Consider the following 18,375-nt stretch of genomic DNA (forward strand, 5'->3'; position numbering starts at 1 on the left):
CAACGAACCGAAAATCGATCGCCGGCCCTGTATCGAGACGGGGCGGCTTTTCGTAAACCGACTGGACTGAAATATGAGAGCCGTCGTCTGCCGCTCACCCGGCGACCTTGTCCTGGAAAACCACCCCGCGCCCGGCTCGCCACCTCCCGGCTGGGCTCTGGTGGCGGTCAGCCATGTCGGCATCTGCGGCACCGACTATCATATCTTCGAAGGCAAGCACCCGTTCCTCACCTACCCCCGCATCATGGGCCACGAGGTATCGGGGACGATCATCGAGACCGGTGAAGGCGTCGATCTGGCCATTGGCGAACCGGTGGTCATCAACCCCTATCTTTCCTGCGGCAGGTGCATCGCCTGCCGGCATGGCAAGCCGAACTGCTGTGTGCGGATCGAAGTGCTCGGTGTCCATCGTGACGGCGCCATGTGCGACCAGATCCTGGTGCCGGCGCAAAACCTCTACCCGGCCAACGGCCTGTCGCTCGCCGACGCCGCCGCCGTGGAGTTCCTGGCCATCGGCGCGCATGCCGTGCGTCGCTCGCGCGCCGATCCCGGCGCCCGCACGCTGGTCATCGGCGCCGGTCCGATCGGGCTTGGCGCCGGCATCTTCGCCCGGATCGCCGGGCTCGATGTGACGCTGCTCGATATGAGCAGCGAAAGACTGAATTTTGCCGCGAACGAACTCGGCTTCCCGATCCTCGATGGATCACGCGGCGCGGCATCCGATCTGGTCAGGGAGGCGACGTCAGGCGAAGGGTTCGACGTGGTCTTCGACGCCACCGGCAACACCCAGTCGGTGAAGTCGGCCTTCGCCCATGTCGCGCATGGCGGGACCCTGGTGCTGGTCAGCGTCGTCAATGATGACATCGCCTTCTCCGACCCGGAGTTCCACAAACGGGAGATGACGCTGATCGGCAGCCGCAATGCCTTGCGCGCCGACTTCGATCACGTCGCCGTTTCGATCCGCAGCGGCGCCGTGCCGTTGGCCAAGCTGATTACCAACCGGACGACATTGGCCGATACGCCGTCCGATCTCGCCCGCTGGGCACATGAAAAATCCGGCCTGATCAAGGCCGTGATCGAGGTCGGATAAGATATCCGTTCCAACACGAGATTCGGCCGATCGTTGAGTGGGGACCTTGGCAGATCGCTGCCTTGGCAACTGGCCGAAACACCTATCGCTTCGTCATCCTGTGGCGGAGCAAGGAGCGAAGCGACGCGGCGCAGACCATGGGATCCAAGCCGTGACCTCGAAGCGTTGCCTCAGTGCAGAACGCTGCATCGTCGGCCGAGATCGCGGCATGGATCCTTGGGTTCCGCGACGGAGCTTCGCCACTGCTTCGCCTGACGACGTTGGGGACTAATTGATCACCGACAACTTCAGTTCGACCCGCTCTGCCGGAAAGCGCGACTCCGAAAACTGGATCGGCTGGCCGTCGGGCGTGACGTTGACGGCGACCGTGACCAGCACGATGGCGCCGGGCTGCAGGTCGAGGTCGGCAAGGTCGGCCGCATCGGCATGGCGCGCCGACAGCACGGTCGATTGCCGGAGATAATCGTCTATTCCGAAACGCGCCAGCGACGCCGTGACCGATCCTGTCTCAGCCATGGCCTTGTCGATACCGGCAAAGCGCCTGGCATCGAACCAGCCGGCGGCGCGCGATACCGGCCGTCCATCGGCTTCGCCGCGTGTCTCCAACCTTATCACCTCGGTCCCCCTGGCCAGCCCAAGCCCCTCGGCGACTCGCTGGCTGGCAGGCTCGACCGAGGAGGCAAGCAGCACGATGTGCCGTTCCGACGTCTGCCCCTGCAGGCCTGTTGAAAAGCGCGTGCGCGCGCCGATCGGATAGGAGAGCCGCGTGCGCGACAAGACGAAGGTGCCGCGTCCCTGCTCCGCCCGCAAAACCCCTTCCTGGACAAGGGCCGATATGGCGCTGCGCACGGTGTGACGATTGACGCCATAGCGTTCGGCCAGCACCACCTCGGGCGGCAGCGCGGCATTCTCGGCGAAATCGCCGATGGCGATCGATTGCAGAATCTTGTCGGCGATCTGGCGCCATAACGAAACGCCGCTGCGTCGCTCTATGCTGTCGGCCATTTGCTGCCCGATCATCCCCTGGCCCACCCTCTCGATCTTGTCATCCACCCGTCATGGACTCACGCTAGATAAAGAGTATAATTTGTATAGTCGTCTATATCAATAGACAAATTTAACAGCAAGGAAAACAGGCGATGCGAGGACAGGAAGCCCGCGACCAGGCCGACCGGAAGGCCGCCATGGCGACGCTGGCGCAATCGAGCGGCGACGACATCGTCCGGCTCTGGAACGAGGCCGGCCTGCCTTCGCAAGCCGAGCTGCTGCGCGGTCCCGAAACCGGCCTGGTGACGCTGCGCGGTCGCATCGGCGGCGGCGGTGCGCCATTCAATGTCGGTGAAGCGACCGTCACCCGCGCCACTGTCCGGCTGCCGTCCGGACAGGTCGGCCATTGCTACGCGTTTGGCCGCGACAAGCAGAAGGCGAAGCTGGCGGCCATCGCCGATGCGCTGTGGCAGGACCCCGCCCACCGCACCGAGGTCGAGACCAGGCTGATCGCGCCTTTGCGGACTGCGCTCGCCACTGCCCATGAAAAGCGCCGCGCCGAGACGGCGGCAACGAAGGTGGATTTCTTCACCATGGTTCGCGGAGAAGACTGATGGACATCGCAGCCCAATCGATCGAGGGCGGATTCGCCGATCCGGTCTTCAACGCGCAGACCGTTTTCCGAGCGATCATGGACGCGATGGCGCGGCCGGGCAGCGTGCAGCCCCTGCCGGTTCTTGCCCGCCCGCCGGCGCCGCTTTCGACAACCGCCGGTGCCATCGCGCTGGCGCTCTGCGACAGCGACACGCCGCTCTGGCTCGACCCAGCCCTGCACGCCTCCGCGGCGGTCATCTCCTGGCTTGGCTTCCACACTGGCGCGCCGCTGGCCAACACGCCCGCCGACGCGCATTTCGCCTTTGTCGCAACGCCCGCCGAGATGATGGCGCTCGACGGTTTTTCGCAGGGCACGCAGGATTATCCCGACCGCTCGACGACCCTGATCCTACAGGTTAGCGAGCTCGGTTCGGGCGTCCCGTTGCGGCTCGAAGGCCCCGGCATCGAGACCAGCGCCACGATCGCGCCGGCACAGATGCCGCGTCATTTCATCGAGCAGTGGAAGCAGAATACCAAGCGCTTTCCGCGTGGCGTCGACATCATCCTCGCCGCCGCCGACGGCATAGCTTGCCTGCCGCGCACGACGCGCATCAAGACGATGGAGGCGTAAGATGTATGTCGCGGTAAAGGGCGGCGAAGCCGCAATCGCCAATGCCCACAGCCTGCTTGCCGATCGCCGGCGCGGCGACCGTTCGGTGCCGGCGCTGCGCCTCGACCAGATCGTCGAGCAGCTGGCGCTCGGCGTCGACCGGGTGATGAGCGAAGGCTCTCTCTATGACCGTGAACTCGCCGCGCTCGCCATAGTCCAGGCGCGCGGCGACATGATCGAGGCGATCTTCCTGGTGCGTGCCTATCGCACCACGCTGCCCCGCTTCGGCTACAGCAACCCGATCGACACCGGCACAATGCTGGTCGAGCGGCGCGTCTCGGCGACCTACAAGGACCTTCCCGGCGGACAGTTGCTCGGCCCGACTTTCGACTACACGCACCGCCTGCTCGATCCCGGGCTGGCCGCAGGCGCCGATGTCGCCGAACCCTTGCGGCGCGACACGGAAGTGCAGCCCATGCCGCGCGTCTCGGCCATCCTCGCCCGCGAAGGCCTGATAGAACCCGACGGCGAGATGCCGCAGGACCATGTCCCCGGCGACATCACCCGCGAGCCGCTGGAATTCCCGATGGCACGCGACATCCGCCTGCAGGCGCTGTCGCGCGGCGACGAGGGTTTTCTGCTGGCGCTCGGCTATTCCACCCAGCGCGGCTATGCCCGCAACCACCCCTTCGTCGGCGAGATCCGCATCGGCGAGGTCGAGTTGGAGCTCGACGTTCCCGAACTGCCCTTTGCCGTGCCGCTCGGCACGGTGCGGGTCACGGAATGTCAGATGGTCAACCAGTTCAAGGGATCGGCCAAGGCGCCGCCGCAATTCACCCGCGGCTACGGCCTCGTCTTCGGCCAGAGCGAGCGCAAGGCGATGGCCATGGCGCTCTGCGACCGGGCGCTACGCGCTTCCGAACTCGGCGAGGATATCGTTGCCGCCGCGCAGGACGAAGAATTCGTCATCTCGCACTCCGACAATGTCCAGGCGACCGGCTTCGTCGAGCATCTGAAGCTGCCGCACTATGTCGATTTCCAGGCAGAGCTCGACCTCGTACGCCGCATGCGGGCCGAGTATGAGGCCCGCGAAAACCCCGCGAAGGCGGAAGAGAAAAGGGAGGCCGCGGAATGATCGACGGCCTATCCCACATGACCTTTATCGTGCGCGATCTCGGCCGGATGACCAGGATTCTCGAGGGCGTGTTCGATGCGCGCGAGGTCTATGCCAGTGACGCCGGACAGTTCTCGCTGTCGCGCGAAAAATTCTTCCTGATCGGCGACATCTGGATCGCCATCATGGAAGGCGAGCCGCTGCCGGAGCGCAGCTACAATCACGTCGCCTTCAAGATCGATGACGCCGATTTCGACCGCTATGCCGAGCGCGTCGGCAAGCTCGGGCTTGAGATGCGCCCGCCGCGCCCACGCGTCGAGGGTGAGGGCCGCTCGATCTATTTCTACGACGACGACAACCACATGTTCGAACTGCACACCGGGACGCTCAACCAGCGGCTGGCGCGCTATGCCAAAGGACTGGAAGTCTCAGCATGACCGACATCGCCACCTACAACTTCGCCTATCTCGACGAACAGACCAAGCGGATGATCCGCCGCGCGATCCTGAAGGGCATCGCCATCCCCGGCTACCAGGTGCCGTTCGCCTCGCGAGAAATGCCGATGCCTTACGGCTGGGGCACCGGCGGCGTCCAGGTCACCGCTTCGATCATCGGACCGGACGATGTGCTGAAGGTCATCGACCAGGGCGCCGACGACACCACCAATGCCGTCTCGATTCGCGCCTTCTTCAAGAAGGTCGCCAATGTCGCGGTGACCACCGATACGGCCAGCGCCACCATCATCCAGACCCGCCACCGCATCCCCGAACATCCGCTGACCGCAGGCCAGGTGCTGGTCTATCAGGTGCCGATCCCGGAACCGTTGCGGTTCCTCGAACCGCGCGAAACCGAGACGCGGAAAATGCACGCGCTGGAGGAATACGGCCTCATGCATGTGAAGCTCTACGAGGACATCGCCAAGCACGGCCGCATCGCCACCACCTATGCCTATCCGGTCAAGGTCGAGGGCCGCTATGTGATGGATCCTTCGCCGACGCCGAAATTCGACAATCCCAAGATGCACCGCTCGCCGGCCCTGCAGCTGTTCGGCGCCGGCCGCGAAAAGCGCATCTACGCGGTGCCGCCCTTCACCGACGTCGTCAGCCTCGACTTCGAGGACCATCCGTTCGAGATACAGACCTTCGACCAGCCCTGCGCGTTGTGTGGAGCCGAGAATGTCTATCTCGACGAGGTCATCCTCGACGACCATGGCGGCCACATGTTCGTCTGCTCCGATACCGACCATTGCGAGAAGCGGCGCGAAGAGGGTCATCGCGGCCATCTTGCCCCTGAAACCCACGTCGCTTCGGGAACCCATTCTACCCCGGAAACAATGGAGCCGGCACAATGACCGACGAACCGCTGCTCCGCGTCTCGGCGCTTTCCAAATTCTATGGCTCGCGCGTCGGCTGCGACAACGTCTCCTTCGACCTGTGGCCGGGCGAGGTCCTGGCTGTCGTCGGCGAGTCCGGTTCCGGCAAGACGACGCTGCTCAACTGCCTGTCGACGCGGCTGCTGCCTTCTTCTGGCACCGCCAGCTATCGCATGCGCGATGGCCAGTTCCGCGAGCTCTACCGCATGAGCGAGGCCGAGCGCCGCTTCCTGATGCGCACCGACTGGGGCTTTGTCCATCAGAACCCGGCCGACGGGCTGCGCATGACGGTGTCGGCCGGCGCCAATGTCGGCGAACGGCTGATGGCCGTCGGCGACCGCCACTATGGCAGGATCCGCGCCACGGCCGTCGACTGGTTGTCGCGCGTCGAGATCGAGGAAGACCGGATCGACGACGAACCGCGCGCCTTTTCCGGCGGCATGCGCCAGCGTCTGCAGATCGCCCGCAACCTCGTCACCGGCCCACGGCTGGTGTTCATGGATGAGCCGACCGGCGGCCTCGACGTGTCGGTGCAGGCCCGCCTGCTCGACCTCTTGCGTGGCCTCGTCACCGATCTTGGCCTCGCGGCCATCGTCGTCACCCACGACCTCGCGGTGGCTCGCCTTCTGTCCCAGCGCATGATGGTGATGAAGGACGGCCGCGTCGTCGAAAGCGGCCTCACCGACCGCGTGCTCGACGACCCGCGCGCGCCCTACACCCAGCTTCTCGTTTCCTCGATCCTGCAGGTTTGATGATGCTCGCTCCGGCGTACCCCCCTCTGGCCTGCCGGCCATCTCCCCCTCAAGGGGGGAGATCGGATGTCGCGTCGGCTTTCGCCAATCTTCAACGTTGCAGAATGAGCGAGGCAAAAGAGGTGCTGATCTCCCCCCTTGAGGGGGAGATGGCCGGCAGGCCAGAGGGGGGCGCTTGGCGCCACGCAGGATCACTATCGAATGGCGACCGGAGGACTTTCTGATGCCAACCCCGCTCGTTGTCTCCGATGTCGCCAAAAGCTTCACCATGCATCTGCGCGACGGCATCAAATTGCCGGTCGTCGCCGGCGTCTCCTTCTCGATCAAGGCTGGCGAATGCACCGTGCTCGGTGGTCCCTCCGGCGCCGGCAAGAGCTCGATCCTGAAGATGCTTTACGGCAACTATGCCGTCGACGAAGGCCAGATCATCGTCAGCCATGAAGGCGGCCTGATCGATCTCGCCAATGCCAGCCCGCGCACCGTGCTTGCCGTGCGCCGGCAAACCATCGGCTATGTCAGCCAGTTCCTGCGCACCGTGCCGCGCGTCTCGGCGCTCGATGTCGTTGCCGAACCGCTGGTCGAGCGCGGCGAAGAGCGCGAGAAAGCCAGAGACAAGGCGCGCGCCTTGCTGGCGCAGCTCAATTTGCCGGAAAAACTCTGGGCGCTGCCGCCGGCAACCTTCTCGGGCGGCGAGCAGCAACGCGTCAACATCGCGCGCGGCTTCATCACCGAGCATCCCATCCTGCTGCTCGACGAGCCGACCGCCTCGCTCGATGCCAGGAACCGCGACGTGGTGATCGAACTCATCGCCGCCAAGAAGGCAGCGGGCGTCGCCTTGCTCGGCATCTTCCACGACCATGATGTCCGAGAGGCGGTCGCCGACCGCGTCATCGACGTTACCGCCTTTGCTCCAGGAAAACTCGCCGCATGACCAGGAAATTGTCGGAGACACCGTTGGTCCACCCGACAGCGGAGGTACACAATTCGACACTCGGCCGCTGGACCGAGATCGCCGACCGCAGCCGGGTTTCGGAGAGCGAACTCGGCGACTATTCCTACATGATGCAGGACTGCGCCGTCTGGTGCACGAGGATCGGCAAGTTTGCCAACATTGCGGCAAGCGTACGCCTCAACGCCACCAACCACCCGACCTGGCGGCCGACGCTGCACCACTTCACCTACCGCGCCTCCGACTATTGGGACGACGCCGAGCACGAGAGCGAGTTTTTCGCGCAGCGCCGCGCCAAGCGCGTCACCATCGGTCACGACACCTGGCTCGGCCACGGCTCGACCGTGCTGCCCGGCGTCACTGTTGGTGACGGTGCCGCGGTCGGCGCTGGTGCGGTGGTCTCCAGGGATGTCGCGCCTTACACCATCGTCGCCGGCGTACCGGCAAAGCCGATCCGCGAGCGCTTCGACCGTCGCACCGCGGAACGCTACCAGGCGCTTGCGTGGTGGGATTGGGACCATGCGAGGCTGCGCGCCTCGCTGGACGATTTCCGCGAGCTCGAAGCGGAAGCCTTTCTGGAAAAGCACGGCGGATAGGCCTCCGCCGCACTGTAGGGATCAGCCGGGTTTCACATCCCTGACACAGGACTCGGACAGGACGCCATCTCCCAAGGAGATCGCCATGCTCGACACTGTCAGACCCTCGCTCGCCGGATTCTTTGCCGGCTACAATCCGACGCCGCCGGCGCACCTTGGCACGCGCTACGATGCATCGGGCAACTTTCTCCTCGAGCCCGGCAACACCGTCGTCAGCCATCTGGTCGGCGGCTCGCCCTCCGAAGCGGTGGTGCTGGCCGTGCGCGATCGGATGACGGCAATGCCGGATGCCGACCGCCTTGCCTTCACGCCGGTCTCCAGCCTGCACATGACGCTGTTCCAGGGCATCATCGAATATCGCCGCCGCTTGCCTTACTGGCCACAGGATGTGCCGCTCGACACCAGCATTGACGCCATGACCCGCCTCTATCTGGAACGCCTGAAGGGTTTCGAAGGCTTGCCTCCCTTCAACATCAAGGTTATCGAGGTCGTGCCGACCGGCCTTACCGTTGCCGGCGCGACGGACGAGGACGTGCGCATCATGCGCGAATGGCGCGACGCACTCGCGGTGCCGTTCGGATACCGGCACCCTGATCACGAAACCTACGTCTTTCACATCACCTTCGCTTATCAGATCCAACGGCTTGCGGATGACAGGGCGTCGGCATGGCAGGCGCTGTTCGACGATTGCCTTGCGCTTTTCGTACGGCAGGCCCCGGTGATCGAGATCAAGCATCCCGCATTCTGTGCGTTCCATGACATGAAGCATTTCGAGGAACTGCTGGTGCTCGGCTGATCGTCCCCTCCAAACGCCTGGCGCAGGCCTGTGGGTAGTAACAAAACTGACATCAATCCGACACCGCAGGTTCATGGCGCTGCGCTAGCGAAGACCCAACAGACCTTCAATCGCGACTGGACTGGAGCCCGGCCCCATGTCAGCTACCTCTGCCACGCTCGAAATCCGCGGTGTCAGCCGACGATTTGGCAAGAACACCGCCGTCAGCGACGTCAACATCTCGATCCCGCAGGGTCAGATGGTCGGTATCATTGGCCGTTCCGGCGCTGGCAAGTCGACCCTTCTTCGCATGATCAACCGTCTTGTCGATCCCAGCCAGGGGTCGATTTTTTTTGACGGCGCCGAGGTCTCCAGGCTGCGTGGTTCGCCACTGCGGCGCTGGCAGCGCGACTGCGCCATGATCTTCCAGCAGTTCAACCTGGTGCCGCGTCTCGACGTGCTGACCAACGTGCTGCTCGGCAAACTAAACCATCGTTCGACCCTGTCCAATCTTCTGGGCATGTTCTCGCGCGCCGAATGCGCCGAGGCGGTCGCGGCGCTGGAACGGCTCGACATCGCGCCCACGGCGCTCCAGCCCGCCGGCACGTTGTCGGGCGGACAGCAGCAGCGCGTCGCGATAGCCCGCGCCATGATGCAGCAGCCCAAGGTGATCCTCGCCGACGAGCCGATCGCCTCGCTCGACCCGCTCAATGCCAAGGTGGTTATGGATTCGCTGCAGGACATCAACCTGCGCGAAGGCATCACCGTCGTCACCAACCTGCACACGCTGGACACCGCCCGCGCCTATTGCAACCGCATCATCGGCATGGCCGCCGGCAAGGTCGTCTTCGACGGTCCGCCCGAAGAACTCGACCGCGACGCCGTGCGTCTTGTCTACGGCGCCGATGCCAATGGCAGCGAAATCTCGGAGGCCATCACCTCGACCAGCGTTGCCTACAAACAAAAGATTACCGCATCCGCCGGACCGCTCGAACCCGCTTTCCCGGGATACTGAGCCCATAATCCCGAAAAGTGGAATTCGTTTTTCGGGAAAGATCATGGGCCAAGAAAAGCCGTACTGGATCGTCCGCCCGCGTCAAGGGCACCGTCAAAATCAAGAACGCTGCCGGCGCGGGGCCGGAACCTACAGGAGAGACGTCATATGTTCAGGAAAATGATTTTTGGCGCCGTTTCGGTGCTCGCGATGGCCACCAGCATGGCCCATGCCGCCGACATGAAAGAATTCCGCGTCGGCATTCTCGGCGGTGAAAACGAGACCGACCGCCTTCGCAACTACCAGTGCCTGGCTGACCACCTGAAGACCGAGTTCGGCTTCGAGAAGGTCTCGCTGTTCCCCGCCGCCGACTATGACGGCGTCATCCAGGGCCTGCTCGGCGGCACGCTCGACTTCGCCGAGCTCGGCGCTTCCGGCTATGCCAGCGTCTACATCAAGGACCCGAAAGCCGTCACCCCGATCCTCACCACCAAACAGACCGACGGTTCCACCGGCTATTACTCGATCGGCATGGCGCTGAAGTCCTCGGGCATAAAGGACATCATGTCGGCCAAGGGCAAGAAACTCGGCTACGCCGACCCGGACTCGACTTCGGGCTATCTGATCCCGCTGACTCAGATTCCGAAGACCACCGGCATGCCGAACGACAGCTTCTTCGCTTCGACCCAGTTCAACGGCGGCCATGAGAACAACGTTCTGGCCGTGCGCGACGGCAAGGTCGATGTCGCTGTCGACGATTCCTCGGGCATCGGCGACTTCAAGAACGGCTACAGCTCCGGCACCTTCCACAAGGAAGTCGCCAAGGGTGCCGTCGATCCGAACGACTTCGTCGAAGTCTGGCGCTCGGGCCTGATCCCGAACGGCCCGCTGGTCGTGCGCACCGCGCTCGGCGACGAGATGACTGCAAAGCTCACGGCCTTCTTCACCGACCTGCCCAAGAAGGACAAGGCTTGCTTCGAAGGCGTCGAAGGCGGCGATTTCACCGGTTACGTTCCGGTGAAGCCGGACTTCTACAGCGTCATCGTCGAAGCCCGTAAGGCAGCCATCGGCGGCTGATGATGAAATCGGAAAGGGCGGTGCTGAAAGCGCCGCCCTTTTTGCATCCCCGATCATGACCCTTTCCGTTCCCGCCCCTTCCGGCGCCCCCCACCAGATGGCTGATGCCTGGCGACGCCAGACGTCGCTTCGCCGCTTCTATACGGCGTTGGGCGTCGCCCTGCTGCTCGTGGCGATGTTCGCCAGCATGTGGTTCGCCGACGAAGCCAATGCCGGGCATTTCTTCGACCGGCTGCCCCACCTTCTGGATTTCCTGAGCTGGCTTGTTCCCAAGGATTGGAACGACGTCTGGCGGGCCCTGTTCGACATCGCCTCGCCACATGATACCGGCACCCAGGAATTCAACTTCCCGCTCGGCCGCGTCTATATCTGGGGCGGGTTCTACGTCCCCGAATATTTCGAGCTGATGCTGACCACCGTGAATGTGGCGCTGGTCTCGACCTTCGTCGGCTTCGTCTTTGCCGTGCCGTTCTCCTTCATCGCGGCGCGCAATCTGACGCCCCATCCGGTGCTGCGGCTGATCGTCAAGCGGTTCATGGAACTGCTGCGCGCCTTCCCCGAGATCGTCATCGCCGGCCTGTTCGCGGCCATCGTCTCGATCGGTCCGATCGCCGCCATCATCGCCATCGGCCTGCACTCCATCGGCGCATTGGGCAAGCTGTTCTACGAGATCAACGAGAACATCGACATGCGTCCCGAGGAGGGCCTGCGCGCCGTCGGCGCCAACTGGTTCGAGCGGGTGCGCTTCGCCGACCTGCCGCAAGTGCTGCCCAATTTCATGTCCTACACGCTGCTCAGAATTGAGATCAACGTGCGCGCTTCGACCATCATCGGCGCGGTCGGCGGCGGCGGTATCGGTGAGGAACTGAAGCTCTCCATCTCGCGCGGCTTCGGCGCCAAGACGCTGGCGCTGGTCCTGCTCCTGTTCACCACCATCTTCCTCGTCGACCAGTTCTCTGCCTGGCTGCGCCGCAAGCTGGTGGGCGAACAGGCCTTTATGATGAACGCCTAGAGCCGGATGATTTCAGGTCGAGTCGACCTGAAATCTGAATCCGTCTCTAAATCAAAAAGTTAGAGCATGATGTCGTCCGAAAACCGCTTCACACTTTTCGGCATCATGCTCTAGACCGTTTTTCGGAAGAGATCATGGTCAACCAGAAAGACAAGACATGGCCGCGATGACCGCCGACGAAATCCTGTCGATCGAGGAGCGTTACCCGCAGGTGTTCCGTCGCCCGGCCTACAAGCGCTACGGCCCGCTGTTCCTGGTCACGGGCACAATGCTGTACCTCGTCTATGCGATGTGGTTCTTCAGCCTGCCTCAGGTGCTAAGGGAATCGCACTGGGAGCGCCTGCCGCTCTTCCTTACACAGTGGATCAGCTACGATCTGCAGCCGGAATTCCGTCTTGATCAACCCGAGATCACGCCAAAATATCCGCGCTTCTCAGCCCTTGGCGATAATCCGAACCCCGACTGGGTGATCAGGAACCCGGACGGCACTTTCACCGTGCAAATAGATGGGCCGGCAAAATCCGTCACCTTCGACAAGACGCAGGCGACGATTACCGCCCACGGCCAGACGGTTCCCGTCTCGCTGACCAGTGGCAAGCCGGTGGTCGAGGGCCAGGTGCCGGACTGGATCACCGCGCATGATGACGAGGTGGTGGCCAGTATGGGCTTCGTTGGCGAGGTTCGCGTCACCGTCGATCGGGTCAAGGTGCGCAAGCGCTTCCTCGGCTGGGCGAATTTCGTCTTCGACACACGCTCGCCCTTCTTCGGCAAGCCCGCCGGCGAAGTGATCTCGCTGATCGTATCGGGCCCTGAACTGAAGCCGGGCACTTCGAACCTCGCGCTTGCCGGCGACAACATCTGGAACAACGCCCAATGGCAGCACGGCGATGTCTGGACGAAGCTGCTGCAGACCATCGTCATGGCGTTTCTCGGCACGCTGCTCGGCGGCATCGTCGCCTTCCCGCTGGCCTTCTTCGCCGCCCGCAACATCACGCCGAGCGGCGCGCTCAGCCAGGTGCTCAAGCGCTTCTTCGACTTCATGCGCTCCGTCGACATGCTGATCTGGGCGCTGTTCTTCACCCGCGCCTTCGGCCCCGGGCCGCTGGCCGGCAGCGCGGCGATCTTCTTCACCGAGATCGGCACGCTCGGCAAAGTCTATTCGGAAGGTCTTGAGAACATCGACGACAAACCGCGCGAAGGCATCAAGTCGACCGGTGCCAACGGCCTGCTGGTGCAGCGTTATGGCGTAATGCCGGAAGTCATACCCATCTTCATCAGCCAGACACTCTACCAATGGGAATCCAACACAAGGGGCGCGACCATTATCGGCGCCGTCGGTGCCGGCGGCATCGGCCTGAAATTGTGGGAAGCCATGCGCACCAACTCCAACTGGGCCAACGTCTTCTACATGGTGCTGCTGATCCTGCTGGTCGTCTTCATCTTCGACAACATCTCGAACTTCCTGCGCCGTAGGCTGAGCCGGACCATCCACGACTACAACAGGATGCAAGCCCGGCAGGGTTGATCAACGCCCTGCTTGGTAGCGGCCCGCGCCGCCTTCGTCATCCACGGGCGGAGCAAGGAGCGAAGCGACGCGGCGCAGACCCGAGGATCCATGCCGTCACCTAAGCCGTAGAATATAGCGATGCAGAATTCTGAACCGTTGCGGAGCATCGAGGTCGCGGCATGGATCCTCGGGTCTCCGCGTCCGCTTCGCTCCCGCTCCGCCCGTGGATGACGAAGGGAGGAGCCTAAGCCGCCTTCTTCCACCCGTTCCGGATGTGCTTGTAGCCATCCCGATAAACCGCCTCCGGCGTTTCGGAAAAATCGCGCCACACCTTGGTCGCCGCCGCCAGGTCTTTCAACGAGCGGCCAAAGGCCTCGATCGTCAGCCAGTCGTCGTAGCCACTCTTGCGGATGGCCGCGAAAGTCTCCTTCCACTGGATGTTGCCGCGCCCCGGCACGCCGCGATCGTTCTCCGATATGTGGATATGCACGATGTTGCCGCGATGCTTCGTGTAAGCTCCGATCGGGTCGGCCTCCTCGATGTTGGCGTGGAAAGTGTCGTACATCGCCTTGATGTGCGGGCGGTCGATGGCGTCGATATGCTCCGACAGGTCCGCCATCGTGTTGACGAGGTAGCATTCGAAACGGTTGAGCGCCTCGAGCCCGATTGTGACGTTCCGCTTTCCGGCATGGTCGCCGATGGCGCGTTGCGAAGCAATCGAGCGCTTCTTCTCCGCTGCCGTCGGCCCGCTGCCGGAAAAGGCGCCGAGCGTCGAATGCAGCGGTCCGCTCAATGTGCTCGCGCCAAGTGCATCGGCGCAATCGACAGCCCATTTCATATAGTCGATTCCCGCCTTGCGCGTTGCCGCGTCGGCCGAGATCAGGTTCATCGCCGGATCGCCCATCGCCGAAACCGCGGTCCGCTCCAGCCCGATGCGATCGAGCAACTCGCCCAGTTTCCTGTAGTCGTCGGGCGTGCCGGCGAAGACCGGTATCTCGACGCCGTCGAAGCCTGTCGCCTTGATGTCGCGAAGCAATGGCTCGTGCTTCTTCGATACCGCCGTCGTCCACAAGAACATGCACATGCCGATTTTCATCGACGCTCCTCCCCACTTTAAGCCCGCCGGGTTTCCAAGCTTCAGATCAGGCCGAGCCAAAATGGTCGTTTCCGGGAACCGGAGCGTACTTTTCGCACGTGAACACCGGAAGCGCAGGAACAGCCGCTTGCAGGCCGGCATCACCTGAAGATCGGCACGCCGGTCAAAGCTTCGTCCACGCTCCGTTTTTCTTGGACGACTTCACGCAGGCCTCGATGAAGGCCATACCTTCGACGCCGTCCTCGATGGTCGGGAAGACGACATCCTTTGCCGGCTTGCCGCCCTTGCGGCGCGCCGCGCGGATGGCCCGCGCCGCTTCCTGATAGATGTTGGCGAAACCTTCGAGATAGCCCTCGGGATGGCCTGACGGCACGCGGCTGACGCGGCCCGCCACCGGCAATGCGCCGGCGCCGTTGCGGGTGATCAATTGCTTTGGCTGGCCGAAGGGCGTGTACCAGAGATAGTTCGGGTCGGCCTGCACCCATTCCAGCCCGCCCTTCGAGCCATAGATGCGCAGCTTCAGGCCGTTTTCATGGCCCGGCGCCACCTGGCTTGCCCAGATCATGCCCTTGGCCGGATGCGTTTTTCCGTTCGGCTTGAAGCGCAGCATGACGTTGACGTTGTCGTCGAGTTGCCGTCCCGGCACGAAGGCATCGAGATCGGCCGACAGGGAGTCCAGCTCCAGTCCGGAAACGAAGCGAGCAAGATTGTAGGCATGCGTGCCGATGTCGCCCAGAGCCCCGCCGGCGCCCGCCTGTTTCGGATCGCCGCGCCAGGATGCCTGCTTCTGGCCGGTGGCGGCGAGATCCTCGGTCAGCCAGTCCTGCGGATATTCGGACTGCACGATACGGATGTCGCCGAGCATGCCCTTGGCCACCATCTCGCGCGCCTGCCGCACCATCGGATAGGCGGTGTAATTGTGCGTCAGCACGAACACCTTGCCGGTCTTCTCGACGATCGCCGCCAGTTTTTTTGCTTCGGCCAGCGTCGTCGCCAGCGGCTTGTCGCAGATGACGTGGATGCCGGCCTCGAGGAAGGCCTTGGCTGCCGGCACGTGGACATTGTTGGGGGTGACGATGGCCACCGCCTCGATACCGTCGGTACGCTTCGCCTCGGCCTTGGCCATCTCGGCGTAGGACGCATAGCTGCGGTCCGGATCGAGCCCGAGTTCGGCCGCCGAAGACTTGGCGCGGGCGGGGTCGGAAGAGAGTGCACCGGCAACCAGCACGAACTCATTGTCCATGCGCGCCGCGATGCGGTGCACCGCGCCGATAAAGGCGCCCTGGCCGCCACCGACCATGCCATAGCGGATCGGGCCGCCTCCCGTTTCCGACTTCGATGCGCCGACCATTTTTTGTTGTCTCCCTCGTTGTGCTTACCTCCCCTTGAGGGGAGGTCGATCCGCGCAGCGGATCGGGTGGGGTCGTAGGCCGAAGATCTCGGCCTGAACCTATCCCTCCCGGCGCTAAATGCCCATCATTGCGCGCAGCAGCTTCTTGTCGGTGGTGCCGCCGGCGAAATCGTCGAACGCCCTCTCCGTCACCCGGATGATGTGATGCTGGATGAAGGGCGCGCCCTCTGCCGCGCCATCCTCCGGATGTTTCAGGCAGCACTCCCATTCCAGCACTGCCCAGGAATCATAATCGTACTGCGTCAGCTTGGAGAAGATGCCGCCGAAATCCACCTGCCCATCGCCCAGCGAGCGGAAGCGGCCGGCCCGATTTACCCAACCCTGATAGCCGGAATAGACGCCTTGCCGGCCGGTCGGATTGAACTCGGCGTCCTTGACGTGGAAGGCCTTGATGCGCTCGTGATAGATGTCGATGAATTCGAGATAGTCGAGCTGCTGCAACAGGAAGTGCGACGGATCGTAGTTGATGTTGCAACGCTTATGGCCGCCGACCGCATCGAGGAACATTTCGAAGGTGGCGCCGTCGAACACGTCCTCGCCGGGATGGATTTCGTAGCCGACATCGACGCCATTGTCCTCATAGACATCGAGGATCGGCTTCCAACGCTTGCCGAGTTCGGCGAAGGCCTCCTCGATCAGGCCGGCCGGCCGCTGCGGCCAAGGGTAGAGGTAAGGGAAGGCCAATGCGCCGGAGAAGGTCACAGAGGCATCGAGGCCGAGGTTGCGCGACGCCTTGGCGCCGAAGGTCATCTGCTCGACCGCCCATTTCTGTCGCGCTTGGGGATTGCTGTGCACCGAAGCCGGCGCAAAGCCGTCGAACTGCGTGTCGTAGGCCGGATGCACCGCCACCAATTGACCCTGCAGATGCGTCGACAATTCGGTGATCTCCACGCCGGCATCGGCACAGATGCCCTTCACCTCGTCGCAATACGCCTTGGAGGACGCCGCCTTCTCAAGGTCGAACAGGCGTCGGTCCCAGGTCGGGATCTGCACGCCCTTGTAGCCGAGACCGGCAGCCCATTTGGTGATCGAGGCCAGCGAATTGAATGGCGCGGCATCGCCCGCGAACTGCGCCAGAAACAGCCCGGGACCCTTCATTGTCGTCGGCATAGGCATCCTCCCCTTCTTTGTCGACCAAGCATAGCGCTGATTGAAAACAGGGCCAGCCACTTTGGTCTTTCGCATCGTGCGCTTTGCAGGCATTGCCATTCTGGTATTACCAAATAGGGGAATTTGGTCAAGCCTCACAATGGTTCGGCCAAGCCCTCCGCACATCCGGGATATCGGCACATATTGCAATATAATCAAGGGAATAATTCGCATGCCGCGTTACGCCGCCACGCTTCTTGCCGTTCAGGAGAATTTGCTGTAGACCTCGCCTCAGGCCCAATTGGTCGAACCAGTTTGCGGGGAAGGGCTGGGGAGGCCTTGGGGAGGAACGCTTGCGTCGTCTTTCGGCGATGCATGTCGCAGGCAAACCATACGGACCAATTTGGAAGGACAGACCATGCATCTTTCGACGCACAACTGGATGCGCGCGGAACCCCTGGAGACCACGCTCAAGCGCATCAAGAAATTCGGCTATGAGTCGATCGAGATTTCCGGCGAGCCCGAGCAATACAAAACCAAGGAGACGCGGGCGCTCTTGAGAGAGCATGGCATCCGCTGCTGGGGTGCGGTGACCTTGATGCTGGGCGAGCGCAACCTTGCCGCCAGGGACCAGGGCCAGCGCGAGCGCTCCGTACAGTACGTCAAGGACGTGCTGACCATGGTCAGCGAACTCGATGGCGAGATCATCACCCTGGTTCCGGCCACGGTCGGCAAGGTGGTTCCTGACGGCACCGAGGAAGAGGAATGGAAGTGGGTGGTCGACGCAACCCGCGAATGCTTCAGCCACGCCAAGAAGGTCGGCGTCAAGATCGCCGTCGAGCCGCTCAACCGCTTCGAGACTTATCTGTTCAATCGCGGCGCCCAGGCGCTGGCACTGGCCGACGCGGTCAGTCCGGAATGCGGCGTCTGCCTCGACGCCTACCATATCCACATGGAGGAATTTAACGTCCATGACGCCATCCGGCAGGTCGGAAAGCGGCTGTTCGACTTCCATGTCGCCGACAACAACCGCTTCGCCGCAGGCCTCGGCCAGATCGACTGGCCAAGGATCGTCGCCACTTTGAAGGAAGTCGGCTACGACGGCGCGCTGACCAATGAGTTCGTCGCTCCGGTCGACCGCACGCCGGCGGCACCCTATCCCGACATGGTCGAGCGCCACCCGGTCGATATCTCGCCCGAGCAGTTGAAGTTCATCCAGGACCATGGCTCCAGCGTGCTCACCGAGAAATTCTACACCGACCAGATGCGCATTACCGCCGAAACGCTGCTGCCGCTGATCAAGTAGTCGACTGTCTCTGGGAAATTTGCCCTTCCGCCTCGACCGGCGGC

Annotated in this window: 19 protein-coding genes; 15 read left to right on the forward strand and 4 right to left on the reverse strand. The window is 63.2% G+C overall.

Annotation, left to right across the window (positions count from 1 at the left end; all coding sequences use genetic code 11):
* Nucleotides 1–73 precede the first annotated feature (73 nt).
* A complete protein-coding gene (locus FJW03_RS19850) occupies nt 74–1,090 on the forward strand; it encodes a zinc-binding alcohol dehydrogenase family protein (RefSeq protein WP_140764603.1) in 1,017 nt (338 codons plus the stop codon).
* Nucleotides 1,091–1,357: 267 nt separating this feature from the next.
* On the opposite strand, the gene phnF is transcribed toward FJW03_RS19850, so the two are convergent.
* Complete coding sequence (gene phnF, locus FJW03_RS19855) at nt 1,358–2,110, reverse strand: phosphonate metabolism transcriptional regulator PhnF (RefSeq protein ID WP_140764601.1); 753 nt, start codon at nt 2,108–2,110, stop codon at nt 1,358–1,360.
* A gap of 119 nt (nt 2,111–2,229) precedes the next feature.
* Here phnF and phnG point away from each other — a divergent pair, with 119 nt between their 5' ends.
* From phnG to phnE (FJW03_RS19920), 13 genes are all read left to right on the forward strand, one after another.
* Nucleotides 2,230–2,691, forward strand: a complete 462-nt coding sequence (phnG, locus tag FJW03_RS19860; protein ID WP_140764598.1) for a phosphonate C-P lyase system protein PhnG — start codon at nt 2,230–2,232, stop codon at nt 2,689–2,691.
* Complete coding sequence (gene phnH / locus FJW03_RS19865) at nt 2,691–3,302, forward strand: phosphonate C-P lyase system protein PhnH (protein ID WP_140764595.1); 612 nt, start codon at nt 2,691–2,693, stop codon at nt 3,300–3,302. The genes phnG and phnH overlap by 1 nt, the downstream gene beginning before the upstream one ends.
* 1 nt (nt 3,303) lies before the next feature.
* A complete protein-coding gene (locus FJW03_RS19870; RefSeq protein ID WP_140764592.1) occupies nt 3,304–4,416 on the forward strand; it encodes a carbon-phosphorus lyase complex subunit PhnI in 1,113 nt (370 codons plus the stop codon).
* A complete protein-coding gene (gene fosX, locus FJW03_RS19875; protein WP_140764589.1) occupies nt 4,413–4,832 on the forward strand; it encodes a FosX/FosE/FosI family fosfomycin resistance hydrolase in 420 nt (139 codons plus the stop codon). The genes FJW03_RS19870 and fosX overlap by 4 nt, the downstream gene beginning before the upstream one ends.
* The gene (locus tag FJW03_RS19880; RefSeq protein WP_140764586.1) at nt 4,829–5,746 is read left to right on the forward strand and encodes an alpha-D-ribose 1-methylphosphonate 5-phosphate C-P-lyase PhnJ; all 918 of its coding nucleotides are present in this window, start codon (nt 4,829–4,831) and stop codon (nt 5,744–5,746) included. Before fosX ends, FJW03_RS19880 begins: the two co-directional genes overlap by 4 nt.
* Nucleotides 5,743–6,519 carry a phosphonate C-P lyase system protein PhnK gene (gene phnK, locus FJW03_RS19885; RefSeq protein ID WP_140764583.1) on the forward strand — a complete coding sequence of 259 codons (777 nt, stop codon included), beginning with the start codon at nt 5,743–5,745 and terminating at the stop codon, nt 6,517–6,519. Before FJW03_RS19880 ends, phnK begins: the two co-directional genes overlap by 4 nt.
* Before the next feature lie 223 nt (nt 6,520–6,742).
* A complete protein-coding gene (gene phnL, locus FJW03_RS19890) occupies nt 6,743–7,450 on the forward strand; it encodes a phosphonate C-P lyase system protein PhnL (protein WP_140764578.1) in 708 nt (235 codons plus the stop codon).
* A complete protein-coding gene (locus FJW03_RS19895; RefSeq protein ID WP_140764575.1) occupies nt 7,447–8,064 on the forward strand; it encodes a DapH/DapD/GlmU-related protein in 618 nt (205 codons plus the stop codon). The genes phnL and FJW03_RS19895 overlap by 4 nt, the downstream gene beginning before the upstream one ends.
* 85 nt (nt 8,065–8,149) lie before the next feature.
* Nucleotides 8,150–8,860 carry a DUF1868 domain-containing protein gene (locus FJW03_RS19900; RefSeq protein ID WP_140609292.1) on the forward strand — a complete coding sequence of 237 codons (711 nt, stop codon included), beginning with the start codon at nt 8,150–8,152 and terminating at the stop codon, nt 8,858–8,860.
* A gap of 136 nt (nt 8,861–8,996) precedes the next feature.
* Nucleotides 8,997–9,854, forward strand: a complete 858-nt coding sequence (phnC, locus tag FJW03_RS19905; protein ID WP_140695407.1) for a phosphonate ABC transporter ATP-binding protein — start codon at nt 8,997–8,999, stop codon at nt 9,852–9,854.
* A 147-nt stretch (nt 9,855–10,001) separates the two neighbouring features.
* Nucleotides 10,002–10,910, forward strand: a complete 909-nt coding sequence (phnD, locus tag FJW03_RS19910; protein WP_140609296.1) for a phosphonate ABC transporter substrate-binding protein — start codon at nt 10,002–10,004, stop codon at nt 10,908–10,910.
* 97 nt (nt 10,911–11,007) lie between these two features.
* Nucleotides 11,008–11,922: a phosphonate ABC transporter, permease protein PhnE gene (phnE, locus tag FJW03_RS19915; RefSeq protein ID WP_413466511.1), complete on the forward strand. Its 915-nt coding sequence runs from the start codon at nt 11,008–11,010 to the stop codon at nt 11,920–11,922.
* 157 nt (nt 11,923–12,079) lie between these two features.
* Complete coding sequence (gene phnE / locus FJW03_RS19920) at nt 12,080–13,447, forward strand: phosphonate ABC transporter, permease protein PhnE (RefSeq protein ID WP_140609300.1); 1,368 nt, start codon at nt 12,080–12,082, stop codon at nt 13,445–13,447.
* Between the two features lie 226 nt (nt 13,448–13,673).
* Here phnE (FJW03_RS19920) and FJW03_RS19925 read toward each other — a convergent pair whose 3' ends face one another.
* The 3 genes from FJW03_RS19925 to FJW03_RS19935 all read right to left on the reverse strand — a co-directional run bounded on the left by FJW03_RS19925 (nt 13,674) and on the right by FJW03_RS19935 (nt 17,046).
* Nucleotides 13,674–14,525: a sugar phosphate isomerase/epimerase family protein gene (locus FJW03_RS19925; RefSeq protein WP_140609302.1), complete on the reverse strand. Its 852-nt coding sequence runs from the start codon at nt 14,523–14,525 to the stop codon at nt 13,674–13,676.
* A 163-nt stretch (nt 14,526–14,688) separates the two neighbouring features.
* Nucleotides 14,689–15,876 carry a Gfo/Idh/MocA family protein gene (locus FJW03_RS19930; RefSeq protein WP_140609304.1) on the reverse strand — a complete coding sequence of 396 codons (1,188 nt, stop codon included), beginning with the start codon at nt 15,874–15,876 and terminating at the stop codon, nt 14,689–14,691.
* A gap of 114 nt (nt 15,877–15,990) precedes the next feature.
* A complete protein-coding gene (locus tag FJW03_RS19935) occupies nt 15,991–17,046 on the reverse strand; it encodes a sugar phosphate isomerase/epimerase family protein (protein ID WP_140609306.1) in 1,056 nt (351 codons plus the stop codon).
* A 397-nt stretch (nt 17,047–17,443) separates the two neighbouring features.
* Here FJW03_RS19935 and FJW03_RS19940 point away from each other — a divergent pair, with 397 nt between their 5' ends.
* Nucleotides 17,444–18,331, forward strand: a complete 888-nt coding sequence (locus tag FJW03_RS19940; protein WP_140609308.1) for a sugar phosphate isomerase/epimerase family protein — start codon at nt 17,444–17,446, stop codon at nt 18,329–18,331.
* Nucleotides 18,332–18,375: the final 44 nt, after the last annotated feature.

The organism is Mesorhizobium sp. B4-1-4 (genome assembly GCF_006439395.2).
In the GTDB taxonomy this organism is placed as follows: domain Bacteria; phylum Pseudomonadota; class Alphaproteobacteria; order Rhizobiales; family Rhizobiaceae; genus Mesorhizobium.